The 24,880-nt window shown below is 36.1% G+C and carries 19 protein-coding genes and 3 pseudogenes; 9 read left to right on the top strand and 13 right to left on the bottom strand.

Going from position 1 to position 24,880, the window contains the following annotated elements; all coding sequences use genetic code 11:
- The first annotated feature begins 204 nt into the window (after window positions 1-204).
- A complete protein-coding gene (locus tag MKX55_RS14175; protein ID WP_339233285.1) occupies window positions 205-1,353 on the top strand; it encodes a zinc-dependent alcohol dehydrogenase in 1,149 nt (382 codons plus the stop codon).
- A 588-nt stretch (window positions 1,354-1,941) separates the two neighbouring features.
- On the opposite strand, the gene MKX55_RS14180 is transcribed toward MKX55_RS14175, so the two are convergent.
- Together MKX55_RS14180 and MKX55_RS14185 are read right to left on the bottom strand one after the other, a co-directional pair.
- Window positions 1,942-2,319, bottom strand: coding sequence for a hypothetical protein (locus MKX55_RS14180; protein ID WP_339233286.1), 378 nt, complete (start codon window positions 2,317-2,319; stop codon window positions 1,942-1,944).
- A 201-nt stretch (window positions 2,320-2,520) separates the two neighbouring features.
- Complete coding sequence (locus MKX55_RS14185; RefSeq protein ID WP_339233288.1) at window positions 2,521-4,632, bottom strand: GDYXXLXY domain-containing protein; 2,112 nt, start codon at window positions 4,630-4,632, stop codon at window positions 2,521-2,523.
- A gap of 447 nt (window positions 4,633-5,079) precedes the next feature.
- Between MKX55_RS14185 and MKX55_RS14190 the strand changes: the two genes are divergently transcribed.
- Entirely contained in the window at window positions 5,080-6,231 is a 1,152-nt protein-coding gene (locus MKX55_RS14190; RefSeq protein WP_339233289.1) for an alcohol dehydrogenase catalytic domain-containing protein, read from the top strand.
- A 42-nt stretch (window positions 6,232-6,273) separates the two neighbouring features.
- On the opposite strand, the gene MKX55_RS14195 is transcribed toward MKX55_RS14190, so the two are convergent.
- The 4 genes from MKX55_RS14195 to MKX55_RS14210 form a co-directional block, all read right to left on the bottom strand.
- Entirely contained in the window at window positions 6,274-8,532 is a 2,259-nt protein-coding gene (locus MKX55_RS14195; RefSeq protein ID WP_339233291.1) for an excinuclease ABC subunit UvrA, read from the bottom strand.
- 223 nt (window positions 8,533-8,755) lie between these two features.
- Window positions 8,756-9,661: a phosphogluconate dehydrogenase (NAD(+)-dependent, decarboxylating) gene (gene gnd / locus MKX55_RS14200; RefSeq protein WP_339233293.1), complete on the bottom strand. Its 906-nt coding sequence runs from the start codon at window positions 9,659-9,661 to the stop codon at window positions 8,756-8,758.
- Window positions 9,662-9,760: 99 nt separating this feature from the next.
- On the bottom strand, window positions 9,761-11,215 hold the full coding sequence (zwf, locus tag MKX55_RS14205; RefSeq protein WP_339233294.1) for a glucose-6-phosphate dehydrogenase: 1,455 nt from the start codon (window positions 11,213-11,215) through the stop codon (window positions 9,761-9,763).
- Window positions 11,216-11,563: 348 nt separating this feature from the next.
- Window positions 11,564-11,929, bottom strand: coding sequence for a winged helix-turn-helix transcriptional regulator (locus tag MKX55_RS14210; protein ID WP_339233295.1), 366 nt, complete (start codon window positions 11,927-11,929; stop codon window positions 11,564-11,566).
- Between the two features lie 206 nt (window positions 11,930-12,135).
- Between MKX55_RS14210 and hxlA the strand changes: the two genes are divergently transcribed.
- Both hxlA and hxlB read left to right on the top strand, forming a co-directional pair.
- On the top strand, window positions 12,136-12,768 hold the full coding sequence (gene hxlA, locus MKX55_RS14215; RefSeq protein ID WP_339233297.1) for a 3-hexulose-6-phosphate synthase: 633 nt from the start codon (window positions 12,136-12,138) through the stop codon (window positions 12,766-12,768).
- 7 nt (window positions 12,769-12,775) lie between these two features.
- Entirely contained in the window at window positions 12,776-13,333 is a 558-nt protein-coding gene (gene hxlB, locus MKX55_RS14220) for a 6-phospho-3-hexuloisomerase (RefSeq protein WP_339233298.1), read from the top strand.
- A gap of 344 nt (window positions 13,334-13,677) precedes the next feature.
- Here the strand turns inward: hxlB and MKX55_RS14225 are convergent, their stop codons facing one another.
- The 6 genes and pseudogenes from MKX55_RS14225 to MKX55_RS14250 form a co-directional block, all read right to left on the bottom strand.
- Window positions 13,678-14,106, bottom strand: coding sequence for a 2-oxoglutarate dehydrogenase E1 (locus tag MKX55_RS14225; protein ID WP_339233299.1), 429 nt, complete (start codon window positions 14,104-14,106; stop codon window positions 13,678-13,680).
- 186 nt (window positions 14,107-14,292) lie between these two features.
- Entirely contained in the window at window positions 14,293-15,453 is a 1,161-nt protein-coding gene (locus MKX55_RS14230) for a VWA domain-containing protein (protein ID WP_339233301.1), read from the bottom strand.
- 90 nt (window positions 15,454-15,543) lie between these two features.
- Window positions 15,544-16,299: pseudogene (istB, locus tag MKX55_RS14235) on the bottom strand (IS21-like element helper ATPase IstB).
- On the bottom strand, window positions 16,296-16,976 hold the full coding sequence (locus tag MKX55_RS14240; protein ID WP_339233302.1) for a hypothetical protein: 681 nt from the start codon (window positions 16,974-16,976) through the stop codon (window positions 16,296-16,298). Before MKX55_RS14240 ends, istB begins: the two are co-directional and overlap by 4 nt.
- Window positions 16,977-17,238: 262 nt before the next feature.
- Window positions 17,239-17,724 (bottom strand): DDE-type integrase/transposase/recombinase, encoded by a 486-nt coding sequence (locus tag MKX55_RS14245; RefSeq protein ID WP_339233303.1) that lies wholly within the window; start codon window positions 17,722-17,724, stop codon window positions 17,239-17,241.
- A complete protein-coding gene (locus tag MKX55_RS14250) occupies window positions 17,709-17,873 on the bottom strand; it encodes a helix-turn-helix domain-containing protein (RefSeq protein ID WP_339233304.1) in 165 nt (54 codons plus the stop codon). Before MKX55_RS14250 ends, MKX55_RS14245 begins: the two co-directional genes overlap by 16 nt.
- 384 nt (window positions 17,874-18,257) lie before the next feature.
- Between MKX55_RS14250 and MKX55_RS14255 the strand changes: the two genes are divergently transcribed.
- The 4 genes and pseudogenes from MKX55_RS14255 to MKX55_RS14270 all read left to right on the top strand — a co-directional run bounded on the left by MKX55_RS14255 (window position 18,258) and on the right by MKX55_RS14270 (window position 21,701).
- Window positions 18,258-19,058, top strand: coding sequence for a recombinase family protein (locus MKX55_RS14255; protein ID WP_339233305.1), 801 nt, complete (start codon window positions 18,258-18,260; stop codon window positions 19,056-19,058).
- A 149-nt stretch (window positions 19,059-19,207) separates the two neighbouring features.
- Window positions 19,208-20,561, top strand: a pseudogene (locus MKX55_RS14260) (transposase).
- Window positions 20,558-21,307 (top strand): zinc ribbon domain-containing protein, encoded by a 750-nt coding sequence (locus MKX55_RS14265; protein WP_339233306.1) that lies wholly within the window; start codon window positions 20,558-20,560, stop codon window positions 21,305-21,307. Before MKX55_RS14260 ends, MKX55_RS14265 begins: the two are co-directional and overlap by 4 nt.
- Before the next feature lie 22 nt (window positions 21,308-21,329).
- Window positions 21,330-21,701, top strand: coding sequence for a MarR family transcriptional regulator (locus MKX55_RS14270; RefSeq protein WP_339233307.1), 372 nt, complete (start codon window positions 21,330-21,332; stop codon window positions 21,699-21,701).
- A gap of 1,021 nt (window positions 21,702-22,722) precedes the next feature.
- On the opposite strand, the gene MKX55_RS14275 is transcribed toward MKX55_RS14270, so the two are convergent.
- Window positions 22,723-23,604 (bottom strand): DUF4238 domain-containing protein, encoded by an 882-nt coding sequence (locus MKX55_RS14275; RefSeq protein ID WP_339233309.1) that lies wholly within the window; start codon window positions 23,602-23,604, stop codon window positions 22,723-22,725.
- Window positions 23,605-24,049: 445 nt separating this feature from the next.
- Between MKX55_RS14275 and MKX55_RS14280 the strand changes: the two are divergent.
- Window positions 24,050-24,337 (top strand): annotated as a pseudogene (locus MKX55_RS14280) (DUF4368 domain-containing protein); the annotation flags it as partial.
- Between the last annotated feature and the right edge of the window lie 543 nt (window positions 24,338-24,880).

The following is a 24,880-nucleotide window of genomic DNA, read 5'->3' on the forward strand; positions in this document are numbered from 1 at the left end:
GCTTAATTCATTATATATAATATTGATCTTCTTTCATCAACCTTTATCTATAGATTATTCTACTATAGCAATTTCTATCTGCAGGTGCAATCCTTCAATTTTTAAACATTGTTTATTATCTTTCCTATTTTCAACAGAATTGTTCATGTATATCTTCTTTTTCTAAGGCGATACTATAGTTAATTCTAACTAAGAGGAAGATAAATGAAAGCCGTCACGTACCAAGGATTAAAAAATATGCAAGTAAAAAATGTCGCAGACCCTGTATTGATCAATAAGGATGATATTATCGTAAGAATCACATCCAGTGCGATTTGTGGATCTGATCTCCATATTTATCAGGGGTCATTACCAGCACAAATGGATTATGTCGTAGGACATGAACCAATGGGAATTGTAGAAGAAGTAGGCCCAGAAGTCACACGTGTCAAAAAAGGGGACAGAGTTGTACTTCCTTTCAACGTTGCGTGCGGAGAATGTCATTACTGCCAACACGATATGGAAAGTCAGTGTGACAATGCTAACACCTACCCAAATCCATATAATATAGATACAGGTGGATATTTTGGTTTTACAGATCGTTATGGAGATTATCTTGGCGGCCAGGCAGAATTGATGCGTGTGCCATATGGAAACAACCTACCCTTCATTATTCCAGAATCAGCGGAATTACCCGATGAAGCCGTACTGTTTCTTTCTGATGTATTACCGACAGCCTATTGGAGTGTGATACATGGTGGTGTAAAAAAAGGGGATACAGTTGTTATCTTAGGCTGTGGTCCAATTGGATTAATGGCACAAAAATTTGCCTGGATGAATGGTGCAAAACGGGTAATTGCAGTTGATCGCCTGCCATATAGATTGCAAAAAGCTAAACAAATGAATAATGTGGAAATCATTAACTTTGAGGACATGACCGATGCGGGTCTCCATATTCATGAATTAACACAAGGTGGGGCCGATGTGGTTATTGACTGTGTGGGCATGGATGGTAAAAAGACAACGATGGAATCTATTGAGCAAAGCGTTAAGATGATTGGTGGTACATTAAGTCCACTCAAAATTGCTTCGGATGCTGTACGTAAATGTGGGACGATTCAAATTACTGGGGTGTATGGTGCAAAGTACAATCAATTCCCGCTTGGAGGCATTTGGGAGCGAAATATTAATTTAAAAATGGGACAAGCTCCTGTTGTCCATCTGATGCCAATGTTGTTTGAAAAGATTGTAAATAAGGAATTTGATCCAACCGAAATTATCAGCCATCAAATCCCATTAGAGGAAGCCAGCAGAGCTTATCAAATATTTAATGATCATGAGGATGAGTGTACCAAGGTTATTTTAAAACCATAATATGATTGATGAAGCTCACTTTCTACTCATTAATTTGTAGCTATTTATTATAAATGGTGATGTTGATACATTTTAATCATTCATGAGATTTTAATGAATAAAATCATCATATAGTCAGTGGCTTAAGAGAATCAAATCACCTTTTTTGGTGATTTGATTTTTTTGTATATAAGCCCTATTAAAAAAATCATTTCCGAATTTCGTTAAATCGTTATAAGAAATTTATCCTGAAGAAATAAGGATAAATGTTTCTCCCTTTTAAGTATAGCCTTTTCTGGCTAGTAAAACTGTTATCATTATCTATTAATACCAAGCAACTTTTCAACCTTGACTATTCTTATCGTAACATTAATGTCTTCCGTAGAAAGTTTAGGAGATTATCAAGAGTAAATAACAAAAGAATCATATAAATCAATACTTCCGCTTTGAATACAAGTATTTTAAATAAAATAAAACCTGTGTTTTATTTTTCCTATATAGTAACATACGATACAGATTGATTTTTATTAATTGTTATTTAATTAAAGCACTCTTTAGAACAATAGAAATAATCTTCTATTTTCTATTGTTAATGCTACTGTTATCAACCTAATTCATTTTTTCGGTAGGCCAACTGTTAAATGCAGCAACTCTTTGGTGTTTAAAAAAATCTTCAAATAACTTTAACGTTTCTTCATAGGAGATGCCATCATTTACAAATACTTCTCCATTTGGCGGCAATGCTTCAAAACGATAACCGTCATCATTACCTATCACCTGAATAACTTCTATCTCAAGTCCTGAATGGATGTACCTTAGTGAAGCAAAAATTGATCCATCAGGTGTTGCATTTTTAACAGCAGCATTAACCTGTTTCCAAGTCGGTTCGATTACTTCACCTTCGTTCGTTGTCAACGACCAATACCTATCTTTTGAAAACTCTTCCTGCTGTTTTTGATTTTTTTTAAAAAAACTAAACAATCCCATAAAAAGCCTCCTTTAATTCAAACACTATAAACATAGACAGTAAGCTCGCTTCTTCAACGATATGTTCTAAAACAACTCCTACTTAATCATATCATTTAACACTATAAAACGGGAAGAATGGTCTCTATTTCTTACTTATGAGACAATCCTTAAATTAACTGACCGTTAGTCTTAATTCTCCTAATCTCAACAGTTTTTTATTTATTCAATACTTTGTAACAAGGCATCTCCCTGTTCCCCTACCCGCAGATAAGCAAATTCCGCTTCATTTTCCCGTTGAATACCTTCTCCTTCAGGAACAAAAAAGCTTTCTATCCCATAAACAACCTCACCTCGGCCATTCATTTTACCATTAATCAAGACATCACCGGGCTGTGGTTGATAGGGACGATTCCACTCTCCATTCTCGTAAACATAGCCTGCATAGCCATAGGTATTATCCTGTTGTTCTCGGAGAACGACCTTCACCTTGCCATGCCAAGCTCCCGATTCCTCCAAATCAGGAATAGTTGAAATACCATATCGCAAGATTACGTAATCACCTTGAAGCAACGAACGGGGATCAACTGGTTCAAGCGTTACTTTTACCAAGGTGCCTTCTTTTAACAGCGTTTCCTTAGTGAAAGATTGATAACCGACAAATCCAACTTGTAATAACATAAGCATTAAGATAAGCAGCCATTGCCGCCTGAATCGTGGATGTTTATCCTCTGTCTGTCCTTGTTTTCTTTCAAAGTAAATCTTCACTGCCAGTATTATAAGACCGAGCAATAATAGTAATAGTGATTTATGGATAAGTGACCACAGATATTCGTAATATTTATAGGCAATAAATAGAAACCAGAATACAAAGCTAGTTGTCCATTCCCATCGCTTTGTATGACGGTCTACTACAAAAATACAAGTCGTGCTGAGGAGAAAGAAACTAATATTATAGACAATACTTAAGCCACTCGAGACTTCGATCATTGTAAGCGTAATAAACGAAACAGCTGCCAGAATAAGAGCGGTATATCGTGTTGCTTGATCTTTTCTTTGTAAAAAGTAGTAGCCTCCATTCAACATAAGCATGCCAATCATTACACCATGAAACCAAAACCACTCCAATATTAAGCTATATACAATGAGATTTAACAGCAGGTAAAGAAATACCCTCATTCCTTTTTGTTTCATCATATAAATGGCCAAACAGACAAATCCTAATACTAAGAAGCGGTAAAATATAAGTTCATGAAACATGCTAATACTCACAGCAATCAGAAATCCTGTTGCTAAAAGCGTATATTTAACTTGAGCAGCCCATTTAGTTACTATGCCAGGCAGAATCAAGGCAATCAACGCAAAGAAAAATAAAAAATCATAGGTGGCATTAGGAAATAGTAAGAAAAAAAGACCAAATATGGCACTCGTAGCAAACAAGGTGGCGATCAATGTTGCCACAATAGTTATCAGGGATTTTATATAATTGATTGCCGCTGTACCGCGCAAATATTTCGCACTAAACACACTCAAAAAGACAAGAACCACCGCTATTAATAAAAAGAAAAATATGATCCATTCACCAAAATAAGGAGCAATCCATTGAAAACTTTTACTAAAAAGATAAGCAGTAATGTATACACCAACAATAGTGACCATTACCCTATTGGTTTTTATTTTCAACCAATAATACAAACCAATTCCTAAAACAATGATGTACAGACCATTGCTGATCACTTTATACAGCGGTATAGTAGCAAGCATCGTTAAGCAGACAAACCCAAAATAAAAAACGATAACCGATCCGTATTTCAGTGTTTTTGAAAGAAGAAACAACTCATTTAGATAAAAGATAGCTGCATTCACCAGAATTACCCCGAATAGCACCCAGAAATATTGGTGCTCATTCCAATTAGTGAAATAAGTGGAAGGCTCCATATAAAAATAAATTGTCAGGTGTAGTAATAGATAACTCAAGACATAGAATGGCTCATATTTCGTAATGACTGAAAAAAGCAGAGCCGAAATCAGCCAAACTAAAAACAATTCATAACTATCGGCATGAGAATTGTAAATTTGTCCAATCAGTGCATACGACAGTCCAAAGACTATACTTGTAGCTACCAGTAGCCAGGCACTCAGAAACTGCTGCTGCTTCATCACCCTAGCCAAAAGAAGATGTAGTCCATAGAACAAAACAATAAGGGCAAGACTTGAACCAACTTTGGTTAATCGATCAAATCCTTGCCAATTGGCAGCAAAAAAATAAAATATACTGGAAAGTAACAAACTGATTCCTAACAAATAACCGGTCTTAATTCCAGTTTTCTCCACATTATTTCCTCCTTTCCATTTGTTGTCTGGCATGCTTTTGCTTGGTGCAAACAATACTTTTAGCGAAAGTATATATGATATTTCTTAGAAAAGCTAGATAGATACAGACAATTCGCTAATCTTTAACTACAGTTTCATTAAGAATCAATACGCTGATAAGAAAAATCAAGAAGTACACTGGTCCTTCACTGTGTAGACAAGATTGATGTCTGTTCCGAGAAATCACTTTCTGCAGGTATGGCTTCAACAACGGCGATTGACTTGATTTCCCCTTCTTATACCCTTTGCAGCGAGTTACTTTCAGGATGGTTAAAATTTATATTTTTTTGTAAAAAAGTAATAAAATTATACACTTCACACTTAATACATTATAAAAGTTTATATGTTTAACGATATCTCTATCGGGTAAACAGGCACTATAAATCTTAATTTGAAGGAGTGCTATATATGAAAGCTGTTACTTATCAAGGACAAAAAAATATGGAAGTCCGCGACGTAGAGTATCCAAAAATGGAAGAGCCGACGGATGCAATTATAAGAATTACAGCATCAGGTATCTGCGGTTCTGATTTACATCTTTATCATCAAGGCGATTTATTTATGGATCCAGGCTTTGTTATAGGACACGAACCAATGGGAATTGTAGAAGAAGTAGGTAAAGATGTGAAAAGCTTAAAACAAGGAGACCGTGTTGTTATCCCATTTAATATCGGTTGTGGAGAATGTTTTTATTGTGAGAACGAGATGGAATCTCAATGTGATAATACGAACCCTTCTCCAGCAAATTGGAAAATGGATAACGGAGGCCTTTTTGGCTTTGGAAATGCATTGCACGGAAACCACTGGGGAGGACAAGCTGAATATTTAAAGGTTCCACATGCTGATTTTTCTTCTTTTAAAGTGCCAGATAGTGACTTGAAAGATGAGCAAGTACTTTTCTTATCTGACGTAGTTCCTACAGCATATTGGAGTGTTGAACATTCTAATGTGAAATCCGGTGACACAGTGGTTGTATTAGGTTGTGGCCCAATCGGTTTAATGGCTCAAAAATTTTCAAAATTAAAAGGTGCAAATCGGGTTATCGGTATTGATAATGTGGAACACAGACTACAGCACGCCAAGAAATATAATAACGCAGAAGTTTATAATTTTGATAAAGAAAAAGAAATTGGTAAACTGCTGCGTGAAACAACTAATGGCGGTGCAGATGTAGTTATCGATTGTGTGGGCATGGATGGACAATTATCAAGCAGTGAACCAAAACTAAATTCGAATTCTCAACAAAGAGGAACGATAAGTCCAATTATTACTGCAGCAGAATCTGTAAGAAAATTTGGTACGATTCAATTAACAGGTATTTATGGTACACCAGCTGATAATTATCCACTTGATTTGATTTTCAATCGAAATGTTGAGGTGAAAAGTGGCCAGGCTCCAGTTATTCACTTAATGCCTAAATTATATGAAATGATAAAAAATGAAGTGTTTGATCCTACTGAGATTATAACGCACACGATGCCTTTAGATGATGTTAAAGAAGCTTATGAAATATTTGATCAGAAAAAGGATAATAATATTAAGGTTATTCTAAAACCTTAAAATAGTTCATTTTAAGAAAAACCAGACTTTGCCTGGTTTTTCTTATTGTTCTATATAGCGCTTCAAATGTTTTGACGTTAAAGTTTCTTTATCCATGATGAAATCTTCAGGTGTGCCACTGAATAACACATGCCCTCCATCCAAACCGGGGCCGGGGCCTACGTCTATAATCCAATCTGCCTCGCAAATGATAGAAAGGTTATGTTCAATTAGAATAACCGTATTATTTTGCACAATCAAGTCATTAAAACGGTTCAAGAGCAGTGGAATGTCTTCCTCATGCAGTCCCGTTGTTGGTTCATCAAAGACAAATACTTTGTTTTCAACAGGTTTAATCAAATTCTGACTTAATTTCACACGCTGTATCTCTCCGCCTGATAATGTATCTAAGGGTTGACCAAGTGTCATATAATTCAGACCTGTTTTACTTATAGATAGCAGCACATCCTCGATATCTTGATGATCTTTAAAGAATTCAACTCCTTCACTGACTGTTAAGTCCAGAATATCCGCAATCGAATAACCATCTATTTTAGCTTCTAATACTTCAGGCTTATAGCGTTTACCATGACACACTTCACAAGTCTGTGAAAAGTCCTCCATAAAAGCAAGTTCTGTTTTGATATAACCTTTTCCATCACAATTTGGGCAGGCGCCCTTTGAATTATAACTAAACATAGCTTTGCTTAAGCCTGTATGTTTGCTGAAGAAACTTCTAATATAATCGAAAACGCCGAGATATGTGAGAAGATTTGAACGACTCGATGCGTGTACTGCTTTTTGATCCATAAATATGCAGTTCTTATCGTTGTAAAATCCAGCTTTTACGAGTGTGCTTTTTCCTGACCCCGCTACGCCTGTCATAACTGTCATCACATTTTTAGGTATTTTCGTTGTCACATCATTTAAATTATTTTGTGTAACAGGACCTATGTCGAAAAAGTTGTTGGGTTTGCGCACTTCTTTTTTTAAATGATGCGATTTACGTAATGCATGTCCTGTGGCAGTATCAGATTTCAACAGCTCCTTGTAGCTGCCCTGGAAGGTGATTTGCCCACCGTGTTTACCTGAACCGGGACCCATATCAATAATATGCTCTGCTTCTTTAATTACATCAGGATCGTGCTCTACGATTAATACAGTATTACCTTTATTTTTTAATGAAAGCATAATAGAATTGATTTTCTCTATATCTTCCGGGTGTAAGCCGACACTAGGTTCATCAATAATATAAACTAAATCAGAAAGCGGGCTGTTCAAATGGCGGATTAATTTAAGCCGTTGTGCCTCCCCGCCGGATAAAGTTGTGGTAACGCGATCTAACGTCAGATAACTTAAGCCGATAAAATCGAGTGCTTCTAATTGTTTTTGAAGTGGTGCAATGATAAATTCTGCAGTTGGATTATCTAATTGATTTAAAAAATTTAGATTCTCTTTAATCGTTAATTTGGTAAAATCAGAGATATTATGACCCTCTATTTTGCAGCTTAATACTTTCTGATTTAAACGCTGTCCGTCACAGGTTGGACATATTTTATTTGTAACGACTTTTTTAAGGTGACGCGCATAACGTTTCTTATTAAATTCCTTATCCCCTAAAAAAATTCTGCTAAAACGCGGAATCAGACCAACGTATTTTGCTGACTTAGGCCATTCTTTTGGAGGATTTTTTAATTTCATTGGCTGCGGGTATAAGAATAAATCCATTTCTTCTTTTGTATAATCTTTTAATTTCTTATCATTATCAAACAAACCACTATCACGATAGGATTTGCCGCGTTCTTTATCCGGTCCGAAAGAAGGGAAATCAATCGCACCTTCATTTAAAGTTTTATCCCAATCTAATAATTCATCTAAATTAATATCTTCTATATATCCTAAACCTTCGCATGTATGACACATTCCAGCAGGGCTATTAAATGAAAAAACATCAGAGTATCCAACAAATGGCTCGCCTACACGTGACCATAATAAACGAATAGAAGAATAGATATCCGAAATTGTGCCGACAGTGGAGCGTGAGTTACCATTGAATCTTTTTTGACTTATTGTCATTGCAACAGGAAGATTTCTAATTTCTTTTACTTTTGGCCTTGGCTGCTGATTTAAATGAAATTGTATGTAACTAGAATATGTTTCATTCAAAAGATGTCCAGACTCAGCAGCAACAGTATTAAAAACTAAAGAAGATTTACCAGAACCTGAGCGGCCTGTAAACACAGTAATCAAGTGTTTAGGTATATCTAAATCAATATCTTTCAGGTTATTTTGCGAGGCTCCCCGTATACTGATATATTCCATATGAATACCTCCTCAATATATTGCTTCGTATAAATTTTGTCTAATAAATTCATGAAAAAAAGTGTTGTATTTTTATTATACAGTGAAAGAGCGGCAGAAAAAATATATACCGCTCTTTCACTGTAGTAGTTTATGAACAGACATTAAAGGAATTCATTCTTTGTTAAATGTACTTATCCACTACAATATAATATGAATAACCTTTTTGTATGGAACTAATCGGCTATTCCATTTGATTCTTTTTCTCCACACGATGTCCGCCAAATTCATTTCTTAAAGCGGCGACTACTTTACCTGTGAATGTATCGTTGTCTAAGGAACGATAACGCATGAATAAGGACATAGCAATAACTGGTGTGGCTGCCTGTAAGTCAATAGCTGTTTCAACAGTCCATTTTCCTTCTCCTGATGAGTGCATAATGCCCTGGATATCATCTAATTTAGCGTCTTTTGCAAATGCGTTTGCAGTTAAACCCATCAGCCAGGATCGAATAACGGAACCGTGGTTCCAAACTCCGGCAACTTTTTCATAGTCAAATGTAAATTCGCTTTTCTCTAATATCTCGAAGCCTTCCCCAATTGCTGCCATCATTCCATATTCAATGCCATTATGGACCATCTTTAAGAAGTGACCGCTGCCAGCTTTTCCGGCATAAAAGTATCCATTTTCTACAGCAGTATCTTTGAAAATTGGCTCAACTTTTGTCCATATTTCATAATCCCCGCCAATCATATAACAGGCTCCGTTCCGAGCACCTTCAATCCCGCCGGAGGTTCCAACGTCCATAAAATGGATGCCTGATTCTTTTAATTGGCTATATCGGCGGACAGACTCTTTATAATGGGAATTGCCTGCTTCTATCAGGGTGTCTCCCTTACTTAAAAGGGGTATTAGCTGCTCCATAACAGAATCAACAACAGAATGAGGAATCATCAGCCAAATCACACGTGGCTTTTCTAATGATTGAACAAGTTTTTGCAAATCGGAGACTCCATCAGCACCATAATTTTTAATCTCTTCAACAGCATTTGTATCTAAGTCCGTTGCGACTACTTCATGTTGGTGGTCTATTAAATTTTTTCCTAAGTTTAATCCCATTTTTCCTAATCCAATTAATCCAATTCTCATAAGTATCCTCCTAGTAAATTGTTGCTGTAGATAACCATCCATAAAAAGCCCGTTAGCCGTTGTTTTACTCTAATAGGACATTTCTTGAATGACACTTTACTACCACCATTCATATCCATCTTTTTTTAATAAACAATGAGCAGACTCTGGTCCCATTGAACCAGATGAATAAGGTTGAAGCGGAACTTTATTTTCTTTAAATGCTTCCAGGATGGGATCAATCCATTTCCAAGACAGTTCCACCTCATCCCAATGTGCGAAAAATGTCGCATCTCCGCAAAGCGCATCAAATAATAATCGCTCATATGCTTCAGGTACGTCGTGGTTGTCTGATGCAAAGTTGACTTTGATTGGCTCAAGTTCACCATTTGATGGGTTCTTACTATTTAGCTGCAACGATACACCTTCATTTGGATTGATATATATTGTTAACAGGTTAGGCTCAATTCGTTTTCCTTTAGATGTGCGGGGATCCGGTGAATGTTGTTTAAATTCAATCACAATTTTGGTCGCTTTTTCCGTCATTCTTTTTCCAGTACGAATATAAAAAGGAACTCCTTTCCATAAGAGGTTATCAATCCACAAACGAGCTGCAAAAAACGTATCATTTAGGGAAGAAGCACTAACACCTGCTTCTTCTCTATATGCAATGACAGGTTCCTGATTTATTATGCCCTGCTCGTATTGACCTCGAACAATATGATTACCTGCATCTGCCTTTTGCAGGGGCCGTAATGCTTCTAAAACTTTCCTTTTCTCATTACGAATTGTTTTTTGGGTTAATTGGCTGGGTAAATGCATCGTTGTCATCATCAGTAATTGCAGCATATGATTTTGAACCATATCACGGATTGCTCCTGATTTGTCATAATAACCAGCCCTTTCCTCTACACCGACGGTTTCGCTGGCCGTTATCTGAACATTGGCGATAGATTGGTTATTCCATAAGGACTGTAGTATCGGATTTGCAAGTACTAAAGCTTCCAGATTTTGTACCATCGGTTTTCCTAAATAATGATCAATACGATAAATTTCATCTTCTTCAAATGAATAGCTTAAATTTTTATTTAACTGTTGAGCAGATTTTAAATTATGGCCAAAGGGCTTCTCAATAATTAATCGTCTCCAGCCATTTACATCCCCTAATCCACTTTCTTTTATATTGGATGCAATGACCTCAAATAATTCAGGTGCTACTGATAAATAAAAAAGCCTGTTTTCTTGCATGCTTTGAAATTTTTCATGTTGTTGGACGAGCTTCAGCAGTCCTTTGTAGTCTGCTGATTTAGCAGCGTCTAATTGATAGTAATGGAAGTTTCCTGCAAATGTTTCTTTTTTCGTTTTATCATGAAGCAGATGCCTGGAAAATGTATACAGAGAATCGATTATTCTTGATTGGAATTCATCAGGAGATAGTGACTCTTTACCAATGCCAATAACATTAAAGGTCTCAGGCAGTTTATGGTTCAGGTATAAATTAAACAGGGCAGGGTAGATTTTTCTTTTTGCTAAATCTCCTGTTGCACCAAAAAGAACAAACGTCATAGAGTCCATTTAATACTCCTCGCTTTCTTTAGCTGTTTCAATGCGAAATGACAGTCGAACAGTATTCTTTATTTTTGGGGTTAGTTTTTCTCTAAATCTTTTCTTCATTCTAATCAGCTTGAAAATAAAAAGCCGGATCGCATTGCCAAAATAGTATATTATGTATATTTCATTTTTAAAAGTACGCACTTTTTTTACATATAGTCACATAGAAGTAAGATACTGTGGAAAATGATACTGTCTATAAAAAAAGCCTTGAACAGATGTGAAATCCCTGTTCAAGGCTTTATCATATATTTTTTATTAACGAATTACGATTAAAAAAAGGTAAGATACAGCACGCCAAAAAACGTCTGTTTATTCTATAGCAGATTGATTCTCTGTTTTATTTTCTAAAACATTCTCAATATAATCCTTGCCCCATTCATACATCGCATCTAAAATCGGCATCAGCTTTTCGCCGTGGTCTGTGAGCGAATATTCCACTTTGGGCGGAACTACCGGATACACTTCACGGTGCACAATTAAATGATCTTCCAGCTCACGTAATTGAGTAACAAGCATTCTTTGCGTAATACCAGGCATGAGCGCTTTTAATTCACCAAAACGTTTGGTTCCTTCCTTGCCAAGATGCCATAAAATTAACATTTTCCACTTTCCGCCAATGACAGCAAGTGTTAATTCCTTTTCACAGTTAAATGTTCTCTCTCCTAAATTTGGCATTTCATGCACCTCCGTTTTTATTTTATCCAATAGTATACTTTTTATCACTATATGCGCTAAAAGTGCGTACTTCACATATCGATATATACTTATTATACTTGATAACATGCTGATGAGTAAATAGGGCATGACGTATAAATAGGTTAACTTGTCTTATACTAACCATTTAGCATAATAAAATTTAAAATGGAAAGGAAGCAAAAATAATGAAATTACAATTAGCACTAGATCTTGTCGATATCCCAGGAGCAATTGAGTTAATAAAAGAAGTAGAAGAGTATGTCGATGTGGTAGAGATTGGAACACCTGTCGTGATTAATGAAGGTCTTAAAGCAGTGAAAGAAGTAAAAGCAGCATTTCCTGACTTAACTGTATTAGCTGACTTGAAAATTATGGATGCGGCTGGATACGAGGTAAGCCAGGCAGCTGCAGCAGGTGCTGACATTATTACTATTCTTGGCGCAGCAGAAGATGAGTCCATTAAAGGAGCTGTAGAAGAGGCGAAAAAACAGGGAAAACAAATTCTTGTGGACATGATTGCTGTAAAAGATATTGAAGCGCGGGCAAAAGAGCTGGATGAACTTGGTGCTGATTATATCTGCGTTCATACAGGATATGATTTGCAGGCTGTTGGGCAAAATTCCTTCGAAGATTTACACACTATCAAGAGTGTTGTCAAGAATGCCAAAACAGCTGTTGCGGGCGGAATCAAATTAGAATCGCTTGCTGAAGTCATTAAACAGCAGCCTGATTTAATTATCGTAGGCGGAGGAATTACAAGTAAAGATGATAAAAAAGTCATTGCCAGCGAAATGAAAGAATTAATTAAACAAGGGTAATGTAAACATGAAGACAACCCAATATTTAACCAAAATTGTTCAAGAACTAAGTCAAACAGTGGAGTTCATTTCCGATTCAGAAACAGAGAAATTAGTCGATCAGATCTTAGAATCTAAGAAGGTTTTTGTAGCTGGTGCCGGAAGATCCGGATTCATGGCAAAATCCTTTGTCATGCGGATGATGCATATGGGTATGGATGCGTATGCTGTTGGTGAAACGGTAACGGCTAATTTAGAGAAAGGTGATTTATTAATTGTCGGATCGGGATCTGGAGAAACGAAAACGCTAGCTGCTATTGCTGAAAAAGCGAAGAGCTTAGGAGGAGTAGTTGCAGCAGTAACGGTCTCTCCTCAATCAAACATCGGCGAGCTGGCTGATATTACGATTGAGCTGCCAGGAGTGACCAAGGATCAGTCTGAAGGTGATTATAAGACAATCCAGCCAATGGGCTCTCTTTTTGAGCAAACGACATTGCTATTTTATGATGCCTTAATCCTGCGTTGTATGGAGAAAAAAGGCTTAGATTCACATAAGATGTATGGTAAGCATGCTAATCTTGAATAGAGTATGTTATATAAATTAATGAAATAATCTGTTCCAGATTCTGTTCTTCAACAAGAAAAACCTGAATGTGAGATTGGCCATGCCTTGATTTGGGGTGGATTTGATAAAAAGCCCTGTATCTCCTGATTTAATGGAGATAAGAATCAATAGCATGGCCTGCTTTCTTCAGGCAGTTTTGGCAAGCGGTTTGGGACTTCCTTTGAAGAGAATCTGTTCATTTATGTAACCATATATCACGGAGATTCGTTGTTCAAGTAGAAATGCTTCGATTTTGAGAAAAGGTGAAAATAGTTTTTTTCAAACCTTATTGTTTTCCTTAAACCGCCCATCAACCCGATCTTTAACTACTCTATATCATATTCCCATAATCCAAGTTGCCCTTTGGCTGTTATAAAATTAGTTAACATTTTTTTATCAGAAACTTCCCAAGCATAATTCCCAACTCTATAGTCCCCTAAAAAATAATCATTTCCTGAGATAATACGTCCATCTTCCAGAATTGCGCTGTCCTGATTGTCTTCGATTACCCTTAAACAATTTATCAAATTGCATACACCAATAATAACGCCAGCCGGCAGATTTTCTGGGGTTACTCCATGCCTGCTGAGTAAACTTTTAACTGCTCTATGGTTAGAAAAAGTGCGATCAATTTTTTTACTTGTATGGATTGCCAATGGACCCCGGTAGTTCGTTTTCCACGTTCTTGATTCATAGTGGGCCTCATCGGATAAAAACAGGCTTGCCCACGGTTGAATCATGGAAAGCACTTTCATAAGTGCTCACCTCCAATGCAAATGATTTTAAGCACAAAATATCAGCTGTACTGCTTTATTTATACAGTATGAACTAACAAAGACACCCTTATTCGGACAATATTATCTTTATTTACAGAGCAACTTGGATATTGGCAATTCTCCATAAAAAAACCCCTAAATTAAATTTAGAGGCTTGTCTTTCCCTTAAATTTCAAACGCTTTATAACTTCCCTCTTCGTCTAAATCATTTATTGTAATAACCCTATCCGAAAATTTTTCCAAAGTATTGGTATTTCCTCCTCCAATTAGTAAGGATAAAACCGAGAATTCTTTCTCTATTTTTTTATTTTGAAAATCATTTATAAACGAATGTTGTAAGCGAGCCTCACCATCTGTAACGAATACGATATCCGCTTTTTTAAAACGACTTTCTTCAATAATAGATAAGCACTCTTGTAGAGGCATTAAAAAGTTAGTTCCTCCATCCAAAAACTCTTCACTTAGTTTCATCATTTCCTGAACGCTTATTTTTCCTTTTAAAAATCTATACACCTTATATTCAGAAGAAAAAGGAATATAGCAAAAATCACGTTTTTGCTTTTTGGCGATACTCATTAAAGCAAGCGCAAACCCTTTTGATTGAGTGTCCATTCGCTGCATGCTGCCCGACTGGTCAAGGCAGAGAATGATAGGACCTTTTCCAAGTGACTCTTTTGCTCTAGTTTCAAATTCCAACGTCTGTCCTTCCGTAAATCGCCTTAAAAAATCAATGCGCGTTGACTTGTGACTATACAATGCAAGTTCAGCAGGCAATAATTTTTCAATATCATTGCCCAAACTTACGCCGCTTCGTTCAACATTATTCCGGTGAACGGATTTTTGTTTTAATTTTGCAATTTGCTTTAAACGACCTGCCCATTCAGCAATTTCTTTCATATGGGTCTGTTTAGTTATTTTTTCAGCCAATTGCAGCTGATCTTTCAAAGGAACTTTTCTTAACTCCATATCCCCACTTCCAGCTGTTGAGCCACTAACTAACTGCTTTAAACTGTTCTTTGTTTCTTTTGTATCTTGGAAAGCTTGAAAAAATTTTTGAGATAAGCTTTCTCCATTTTGCTGTACTTGCTGATTTACTTGGTCATTAAAATTTTCTCTAGCCTGTTGTAAATCCTTCTTTAGTTGCTCATTGACCTGGCTGGTGCCATTTTCTTTCTCCTGTTTTTCTAATTGACGTTGCAAAGCCTGTAGTTCATTAAGCTGATCATTTAATTCTTCGTTTGCTTGCCGCTGTTCTTCCAGCCATTCTTTCGTCTTTTCACCAAACTTCGTCGTCGCAAGAACAGAGGATAATTCTTCAAGTGACATGAATTTTTTTGAAAGAACTTTAATCCACGCCTATACTCTTGTGAGCGTCAAGTAGAAATGAACACTTTTTGCTAATTAAATTTGGACACTTTATTCCATAAAAATGGAAGAACGGTGTTTCATTCGGTAACTATCATCATCATGAAAATGTATGACTTCAGCTCGATGTAAAATTCTATCTAGAATGGCAGTTGTAATCCCTGGATCACCTAGTAATTCTCCCCATTCATTTGGGCCTTTATTAGAAGTTAATATAATAGAAGCCTTATCATAAAGGTCGTTAATAAGATGAAAAAATAAATTCGCTTCACGTGTATCCATTGCCATAAACATTAAATCATCAATAATCACTAAATGAGAGGAACGAATTCGTTTCATTCTAGTTTGTGATTTTCTGGTAACTTCTTCTGTTTTTAATGTTTGAATCAGTTGCCCCATGGAAACAAAAGAGACTTTATATCCTTTTTGTATAGCTTCTATTCCGAGCCCTGTGGCTAAATGCGTTTTCCCCACGCCTGGCGGCCCTAAAACGATTAAATTATAAAGTTGATCCAGCCAAGTAAACTCCTTTAACTGATTTACCTGTCTTTTGCTGAGCGATTGTTGCTCATCTAAATGAAACTCATCTAATGTCTTATAAGAAGGGAATGCAGCCCATTTTAATCGTTTTTCGATTAACTTTTCATCTCTCCGTTTTAATTCATATCCGCATAATCGTTTCAAAAGTACTTGTTACGTCCAATCTTCTGACTCTGCTTGTTGAATCAGAGAGGGCAAATAATTTGCCGTCTCTGTGAGTCTCAACGATCGAAATTGCTGTTGTATTTCTTCTATCGAATGACTCATACCGGTGCTCCTTTCAATAACTCTATATAAGTATCCAATTCTCTTGTTTTTGGCTTGATTTGAAGTAGCGTATCTTCCATACCATGCAATGTTTGGATACCTTCTACTTGCTGTGGTCTTTGATTAGAAACAGCTTGTCTTTGGATAAACTCTACGACATCTCTAAACTCTGTTGCACTATATATTTTGCGTGCTACACACTCTTCTAAAGCTTGATTCCTTATTTCTCTTGCTAATGTTTGGGACACCTTTAAAATAAGAGATAATTGATCCCGTATGTATCGAGGATATCTAAGATGAATTTCCTGAAGGAAATCAGAAGCCATTTCCTTATCATCAAAGTAAGTCGATACCGTTTCTATATAGGCGGTTATTCCTTTAGAACGATCCCTGGTATGCTGGGAATCTTGAATAAGTTTTCCTTTTTCTATGCTTAACGTGTGTTTGGCAATCATCGCCCCATCCGATTTTTCCCGTATGATTAATTCGTTCTGTTCATTTATTTCAATAAAAACTGTTTTATCTTTCTTGTATGTACCAAGCGGTACGGAATAACGATTTGATTGGTAGATAATAGTATTGTCCTTACGAACATTTCTTGTTATACTATTATCGATATTTGAAATTGAAATTTTTTTGTTGACTGGTCTTAAGTGTTGTTTTTCTAGGGCAAACACTTCGACTGGTCTTTTTTTGTTGTATTATGCACTTTTCCGTTTCCGGTTCGAATCAGCCATGCTAAACAGGATTCATTCCATTTATCTATATGGTGAAATACGCGGTTCTTCGCAAAATTCTTCTTCACAAATCCTACGACATTTTCAATCTTCCCTTTACTTTCTGGATCAGCTTTTCTACATACAAAGAGCTTTAATTTTCTCTCTTCCCTGTATGCTTGAAACTCACTGGTAAGAATGAGATCTCCTTCATTTTCACTTACTACGATAAGGGAATCTGATCATAAGCTAACTCATGTGGAATTCCTCCAAAATACTGAAAAGCATCTTCGTGAGCTTGAATCATATCCTTTGTTGTAAAAGGACGGGGGAGCCACACAACATATTTGTAACGTGAGTGCGAAAGCACGAAACTAATAAAATATAATTTCTTCTCCTTTCCCTGGGATGTTTTCTGTATCGTCTGGCCAAAATCTACCTGGGCTTGCTGCCCCATTGGTGGGTCTGGAATAGCTTGATAGACACGCTTCATTTCTGTCTTTGGAATATGATATTTTTCCCGGAGGGCTTTGACATAACTCCGAACGGTACTTTCTCCAACACGTAGAGTTGGAAACCTTTCTTTTAACCAATCATGAACTTGAGCACTAGAAAGGTCCGGATGTTCCGTTAGCCAAGTATGAATAAGTAATTCATAGGCATCTAATTTCTTCTTTCTTGTCTGTGTGGAAGCTACCCACTCCGCCATTTCCGAGGAGACTTTTCAAGGTATTTATATACCGTTGTCCTTGATATACCTAGTTTTCTAGCTATTCTTCGTATTTTAAATCCTTCTTGTTTTAGTTGATAGATTTCCATATACACTTTCCATGTTTCCACCTTTCTTACTCCTCCCATTTCTGTATCGTACAAACATGTATTATACAGTAAATGAAAGATTGCAATAGTTGTTAGTTGGTACCCAGCGGAACGGCGAGCATGTAACAGGCTGCCGCCCCTACGGGGCAACAGCCTGTTACATGCCTATCCCCCAAGAAAAGTGTTCATTCTTATCAAGCAATAATGGTCTACTTTAGTTTAGCAGTTACACTTCTCCAGCTCTTTCCTCTAAGTCTATGTTACAACAATTGATTAAAAGTATTCATGCTAATGAATTCTCTCATGTGCTGGTCTATCGTTACGATAGAATATCAAGAAATATGAAAGTTAATATAGAATTCCAACATGAACTTAAAAATCATGATGTAACTCTTATATCATTAAGAGAACGTTTTGATTTTTATGGATAAAGTCGCAATATATGTACGGGTAAGTACGGTACACCAAATTGATAAAGATTCTTTACCTTTTCAAAGGCAAGAACTAATAAATTATGCAAAATATGCTCTTAATATTGATGATTATGAATTATTCGAGGACCCTGGATATTCAGCAAAAAATACGAAAAGACCTAAATACCAGCAGATGATGGCACGTGTTCGCAGACGTGAATTCTCACACATTTTAGTATTCAAAATAGACAGGATATCAAGAAATTTAAAGGATTTTACCGAGATGTATGAGGAAATTCAAAATTATAAGGTAACGTTTGTTTCAAAGAATGAGCAATTTGATACTTCTACTCCAATGGGCGAGGCAATGTTGAAAATAATACTCGTATTTGCTGAATTAGAGCGAAAAATAACTGCTGAACGAGTGTTTGCTATAATGCTTAACAGAGCAGAAAATGGACTCTGGAATGGAACGAGCGTGCCAATAGGTTATGTACATCCTAAGGGAATACCTTTTCCTATTATTGATAAAAAAGAGGCTAAAGTTGTACAGTATATTTTCGATCTTTATGAAAAACTCCATTCTGTTGTTAAAGTTGCGAAGCAGCTTAATCTGGAAAAAATCAGAACCAAAAAAGGTGCAGAATGGACTGGAAAAACGGTAAGAGATATATTAAGGAATTCCTTTTATATTGGAACTTATATGTACAATGTTAGGAAAGGCACTAGGAAGAAAGATAAAAAAGAGTGGGTAATTAAAGAAAATAATCATGAAGCCATTATTACTAAAGAACTCAACTTTCGCACCTAGAAAAACTTAATAAAATCAATAAGCTCAATTACTTGTAGCTACTGTAGTAGGTTGCTTGACACAGATTTTAAACATGAAAAAACACCTTTCCGTTTGGTATAGTTGATTTGTCTAGAATCACTACCAAAACAGAAGAGGTGTCTCCTACCATGATAGCGAATAATGACCCGAATAAGCAACTGCCAACTGAAATAAAATCTGTATTTAAAGAATTAGGTGTTCTAAAACATTTGCGTAACGCTGGAATTACCAAGTCTTTTGGCATTTCTAGTGCTATTATTTTTCAATTAATCTTTCGTCTCATCTTTGAACATAAAAATTGGTTTCGTATGCTGGATAGTAAGAAGTCCGCAGATCTTCCGGCGAAAGATACGGTTTATCGCTTTTTAAACAAGTCTACTTTTAACTGGCGGCGTTTTCTGCTTGCCTTGGCTTCTTCTGTCATTTCAAAAGTATCTGCCTTTACGAGTCATCGTCGTCCTAAAGTATTTATCATCGATGATTCCTCTTATGACCGGAATAGAAGCAAAAAAGTAGAGTTATTAGCCCGGTGTTTTGATCATGCTTCTCAAAAGATGAGGTTTTATAAAGGGTTCCGCATGTTAACTTTGGGATGGTCCGATGGCGCAACTTTTATGCCTGTAGACTTCTCTTTATTAAGTTCGAAAAAGCATCAGATCAATGGTATTTCTAAAGACATCGATAAGCGCAGTTCTGGATATAAACGTCGCCAGGAAGCCTTACAAACCGCACCGGAACAAATTCCGGGTATGCTTCAGCGTGCCATGAATGCCGGGATAGATGCTTCTTATGTGTTAATGGATTCCTGGTTTACCCAACCGCCTCTGATCAAAGACATCAAAGAACAAGGACTTGATGTGGTTGGCATGGTTAAAAATTTAAAACAACGTTATCTGGTAGATGGCAAACATGTCAGTTTAAAAGAACTTTATCGTCTGGCAAAACCGGCATTCGGCAAGAAAAGCATTCTTCGTTCCATTCACACCACACAAGCCAACGGTGTGCCTGTCAAAGTCGAATTTGTGCGTAATCGTAATAAAAGAGCGACTGGCTCGCTATTTTGAGTACAGATTGTACTTTTAGCAATCAAGAAATTATTCGTATCTATGGATGCGCTGGGGAGTCTTTTTCAAGACAACCAAATCGATTTTGAACCTACAAAAAGAGTTCCAAAGCCGTTCTTATGATTCCTTTATCAGTCATACCACGATTGTATTTACAAGGTATATCGTGCTTTCTTGGCAAAACCGTTGTAACACGGATGATCGAACACTCGGCGGTCTATTTTATGAATTATGTGATGAAATTGATGAACTGGATTGGGCTGTTGCTTTACAGCAATTAATCGAGATTCTTGATGATGTCCTCCAGCATACCAATAAAGCAATACAAAAATTAATCAAAAATCAAGTACAGCAATGGGTGGCAGGTTTACCTAACTATATCAAGGGTTACATGTCTATTTCAGTGTGCGAAAGTTGAGTAAAGAACAGTTTATACGAGTTGGTAAAATACTGGATGGTAATTATAAAGGAAATCTTCATGTTCAACGAGAAAATAAACACGAGCATATATTCAGTAAAAAATTATATTGTGGTCAGTGTGGTAAAATGCTTTTTGCAGCTTTAGATAGTCCTAGAAAAGATGGATACCGCCCTTCTCGCTACACCTGTTCTACTAATGAAACTCGTGCAAAAGGACATAATTGTAATAGTTTTATAAGTGACATCGACCTGCTGCCCTTTATGCTAAATTATGTGTCTAACCTTATTCGATTACAAGATAAAATCACGCCCAAACATACATTAAGGGATATTGAAAGGCTTTTACTACGTGGAAATCCTTTTATAGATATTTTGGGTATAGAACGTCAAGCTTTACAGACAACTCGCGAAATGTTTCTGCAAGGATTTAAAAAACTTTCATACAGTTATGCGTCAAAAGGTAATGACCAATACAGTACATTAGATATTCAACAATTAAAGAAATCTAAATCTAAATATGAGACGGCACTTGAAAGGCTGGAAGATTTGTATTTATTCGGTGAAGAAGCTATGGGACAAAAAGAATATGTATTTAAAAAAAATAAATTATTTAGTTCACTTGAAGCAATAGACGAGGAGATTAATAGCTTATATCAATCTTCAAGTTCATCAGAATCAGATGTTGATAATTCATGGATGGAAGAGGCAAAAGAATTTTTATTAACTCAAGAAAATATATCGTAGTCGGGACAGTGATTATAGATACTTGCTGGATACAGTTGGTATAGAATTGCTTGAAGATTTCTTTAGCTCTATTATTGAAAAAGTCATTATCATTGATAAAAATGTTACTTCTATAACTTTTAAAAATGGGATTACTCATGAATTTGCTTACAAGCCTATTGAAAAGCAAAAAAACAGAAGCAAGCAAAGGTTATATTACAAAACTTTTGAGGGCACGATTCTTCAATATTTAAAAGAACACGGTTCTGCAAAAAGGATAGACCTTCAAAATCTTACAAACTTAAATAGAGTTGCAACTACTGAATTATTAAATGAATTAATTGAAAAAGGACTAGTAGAAAGACGTGGTGTATCAGTATCTATTCGGTATTATTATAAAGGAAAAAAGCAGTAAAAGGCATTTTAGGTTGGGATTTTAGTCTCTCTAAAATGCCCTATTTAGATTCAAAATTTAACATTACTATGGAATATCCTTTTCTGCAACATCTAGTCTATAGAGCCTGTCATTATATTCTTATCGTTCATTATCGATATCTTTTTTAACTGTTATCTGACAATGCTCCTAGCGGACAACAGTCGACGTTAGGAAGTAACCCCCGATCCGAGAGAACCTCTAACACTCGTCGGCGTTCATCCATGGAGGCTTGGATGTGCTCAAAGGAAAGTCGTTGACATCCTCATGTGAGATAGGCGCTGGTATGCGGTGGTCGGACATGCGTGATTCCCGCCTACGGACAGGTGATGCTAAGACAGCCATTGTTAGAATAATACCTCTAATACTGCCGTGTCCCAGGTAGAGGCTATCAGAATCCCCATTGATCCTTCCTGGGTGCCAAGGTAGATAGCTCCTATAGCACATAATGTGACTGCAACCCCGTAAAAGACAAAGGTCTTTTTTCGTGATTTGTAATTACGCCACCAGATTCACAGGAGGACTATTAAAGCGATGGAAGCGATAAAGAAGCTTCCAAATTGCAACTATTACTTTTACTCGAACGAAAAGGAATAGTCAAAGCGACTATATAGTATCCGATATAGCCGCTGTGAAGGTTCTGCAAGTATCACCATCTGATTGTGGAATAGCGATATCTTAGCGAAAGGTGAATCACTCCAAAAAGACTGATGATGATGGCTCCTCAGAGCTGAAAAAGATTCTTCTTTATCGAACTGACGGGTAACGGTGCACTATGGTTGAGAACTTGCTCCTTTGCTTGATCGAGTCTCCGAATTGCTCAGACATGATACCAGGCGTGGCCAGTCTACGGCATTGTTATTTTTGTCATCACATTTCCTTCAAATATGCAGATTTTTTTCAATTAAAACTTTTACTTCATTTCTTGAAGCACCGGTCATCCACCAGTATTGATTTCTTAGCAGTAATTGTGCTTTCAATGGAATAAGCAAAGCCCAGAGACTTAAAGGAGATGAGAAGATTTTTTATTAATACCTCTTAGAATACCTTCATTATGAGAGAATACAAATCTATCGGAATGTTTTATTATTTGCTGATTAACTTTTCTTATCTCCTTGGCACCTAGTACCCTAAATTTTTCTTCTGATGAATTTATATTGAGTGCTAATTGTGTAGTTAACGGGAAAAAACCACCTTTAAAGGGAAAGGTAGAATCTTCTATCTCATTATCTAAAATAACAGAATTGTCAGAGGTAATAAAGTATCTACCTTTAGGTGCTCTAAGATAATTCCAATTCTGAGATGCCAGTGTTTCAGCAAATTCCATTATTTTCTCGGGTAGAAATTGTATAAAGCAATCTTTGCTAACATCTAACGGAATATCATGAAGATTACTATCCAACTTTTCAAGAAATTCTTCGTATGTTATTTCCTCGCCATCTTCATAAAAATGATGAGTAAATTGTTCAACTGAAGTTTTGTCAAACCATTCACCAGCTTCACCATATCTAAAAGCTCTTTCAATTTCTGTTAGTATTTTATTCTTCATACTTACTGTTCTTAACTTTTGAGAAGATACGAAATAAGCAAAATGCTTCTTCTCTAACTCAGTCAAAAATTCTCCACGCTGTAACTTCTCAATATAAGGTTGATAAACTGGCTCAATATCATTTGCCAGAAAGTATTCAAAATCATAAAGTTTCTCATCATAATCTTCTTCATGCTTAGTAACAGTATAGAAATCTTTTATTATTGGAACTTTATTAATATTCTGTTCTCTGTAACGCTTTGTATCCTTCTGAAATAGCCATATATTTTTATCGTTTAAAGTAAATTGTTTCAAATATGTTTTAGGTACAATATGCTGTTTAACTGGTAGGTTCAAAATTATTTAGCCTCCTATAAATCTCTTCTCTATAATTATAGCAAAGATACAATATATGCTAATAGAAAAGATATAAAAGCTTTAATCCCCTATTAACCGATTCCACCCCAGCAGTTCACTTGTAGTTAATTGCTTTCTTTTCCTCACCGAAGATACACCCTAAAGTGTTTCCCAGAAATTTGCTACAAAGTTTTTCTTAATACGCTTAAACTTATACCGACTGAAAAAGAAAAAGGTTGCCAAAATACCAGACATGCTATTACAACGAAAAAACGTGTCGCTGAACTGGATAATGTTATCTTTAACAGTTATATGGAGGATGATATTTCGGGAAAAGTAAGTGATGACCAATTTATGAAATTTCTGGTGAGTATGAGAAAAAACAAGAAAATTTATAAGTCGCATTTGATCAATTGCAAAAAAATAGAGAAACGAGAGCAAGAGAGGACGCCGTATGTTTGTAAGCATGGTTAGAAAATGTCCTAAACTGAAAAAGTTAGACGCAGCAATTGTAAGAGAATTTATTGACAAGATTTTCATGTCAGCGAAATGTAAGAAATCAAAAGCTCCAAAAATAACAATTGATTATTTTTTATTGGTGCGTTTGATTTTCATCAAGCTATCCATCAAGCCAAGAAAGAAGAACTGTTATGAAATATCTAAGGAGGTTAAATTTCCTGGTAGCTATTTGTTATTATTTAAAAGAAAAAAGTCACTAAAAAGGACGTTTTAGAGTGATTTCCCCCACCCTTCTAAGTCTTGTCACTACGAACTCCTGTAGCAATCATAAGTGAGTTTACTAGGGGTCAGCCAAGCGTATGGAAGCTCACTGTTTTTGGCAATTTTTCAGCCATTTATATATCATCCTTTCATTTCATTTACAATTAATTTTAGTTATCCGTATTTAATGATATCATAAATAATTAGAAATAGAATACAAAATGAATACAGCGGACGATTTTTAACCACTTGAGCGGTCTTTTTTACCACCGATTGAGAGAAATAGAGCCACTTTCTGCTGAGACAAGAGCCATTAATAATACAACAGCTTTTTAAATAACAATAATAAGAACCATAGCAAAGCTGCTTACCGTTGACTGTAACACCCGATTTTTAGTATTTGATGGAAGAGGTCTGGATTCATAGCATACTATCAAGTTAACAAAAGAGGGGCTCTACAAGGTCTCATCTTTGTTAGCTTAATGACTATTGGGTCTAGGCCTCGCCAACAGATCTTAGAATTGATTTCCTTTGGTACGCTATTGATAGGGATAGA

It is taken from the genome of Oceanobacillus sp. FSL W7-1281 (assembly GCF_037969835.1).
GTDB lineage: Bacteria > Bacillota > Bacilli > Bacillales > Amphibacillaceae > Oceanobacillus > Oceanobacillus oncorhynchi.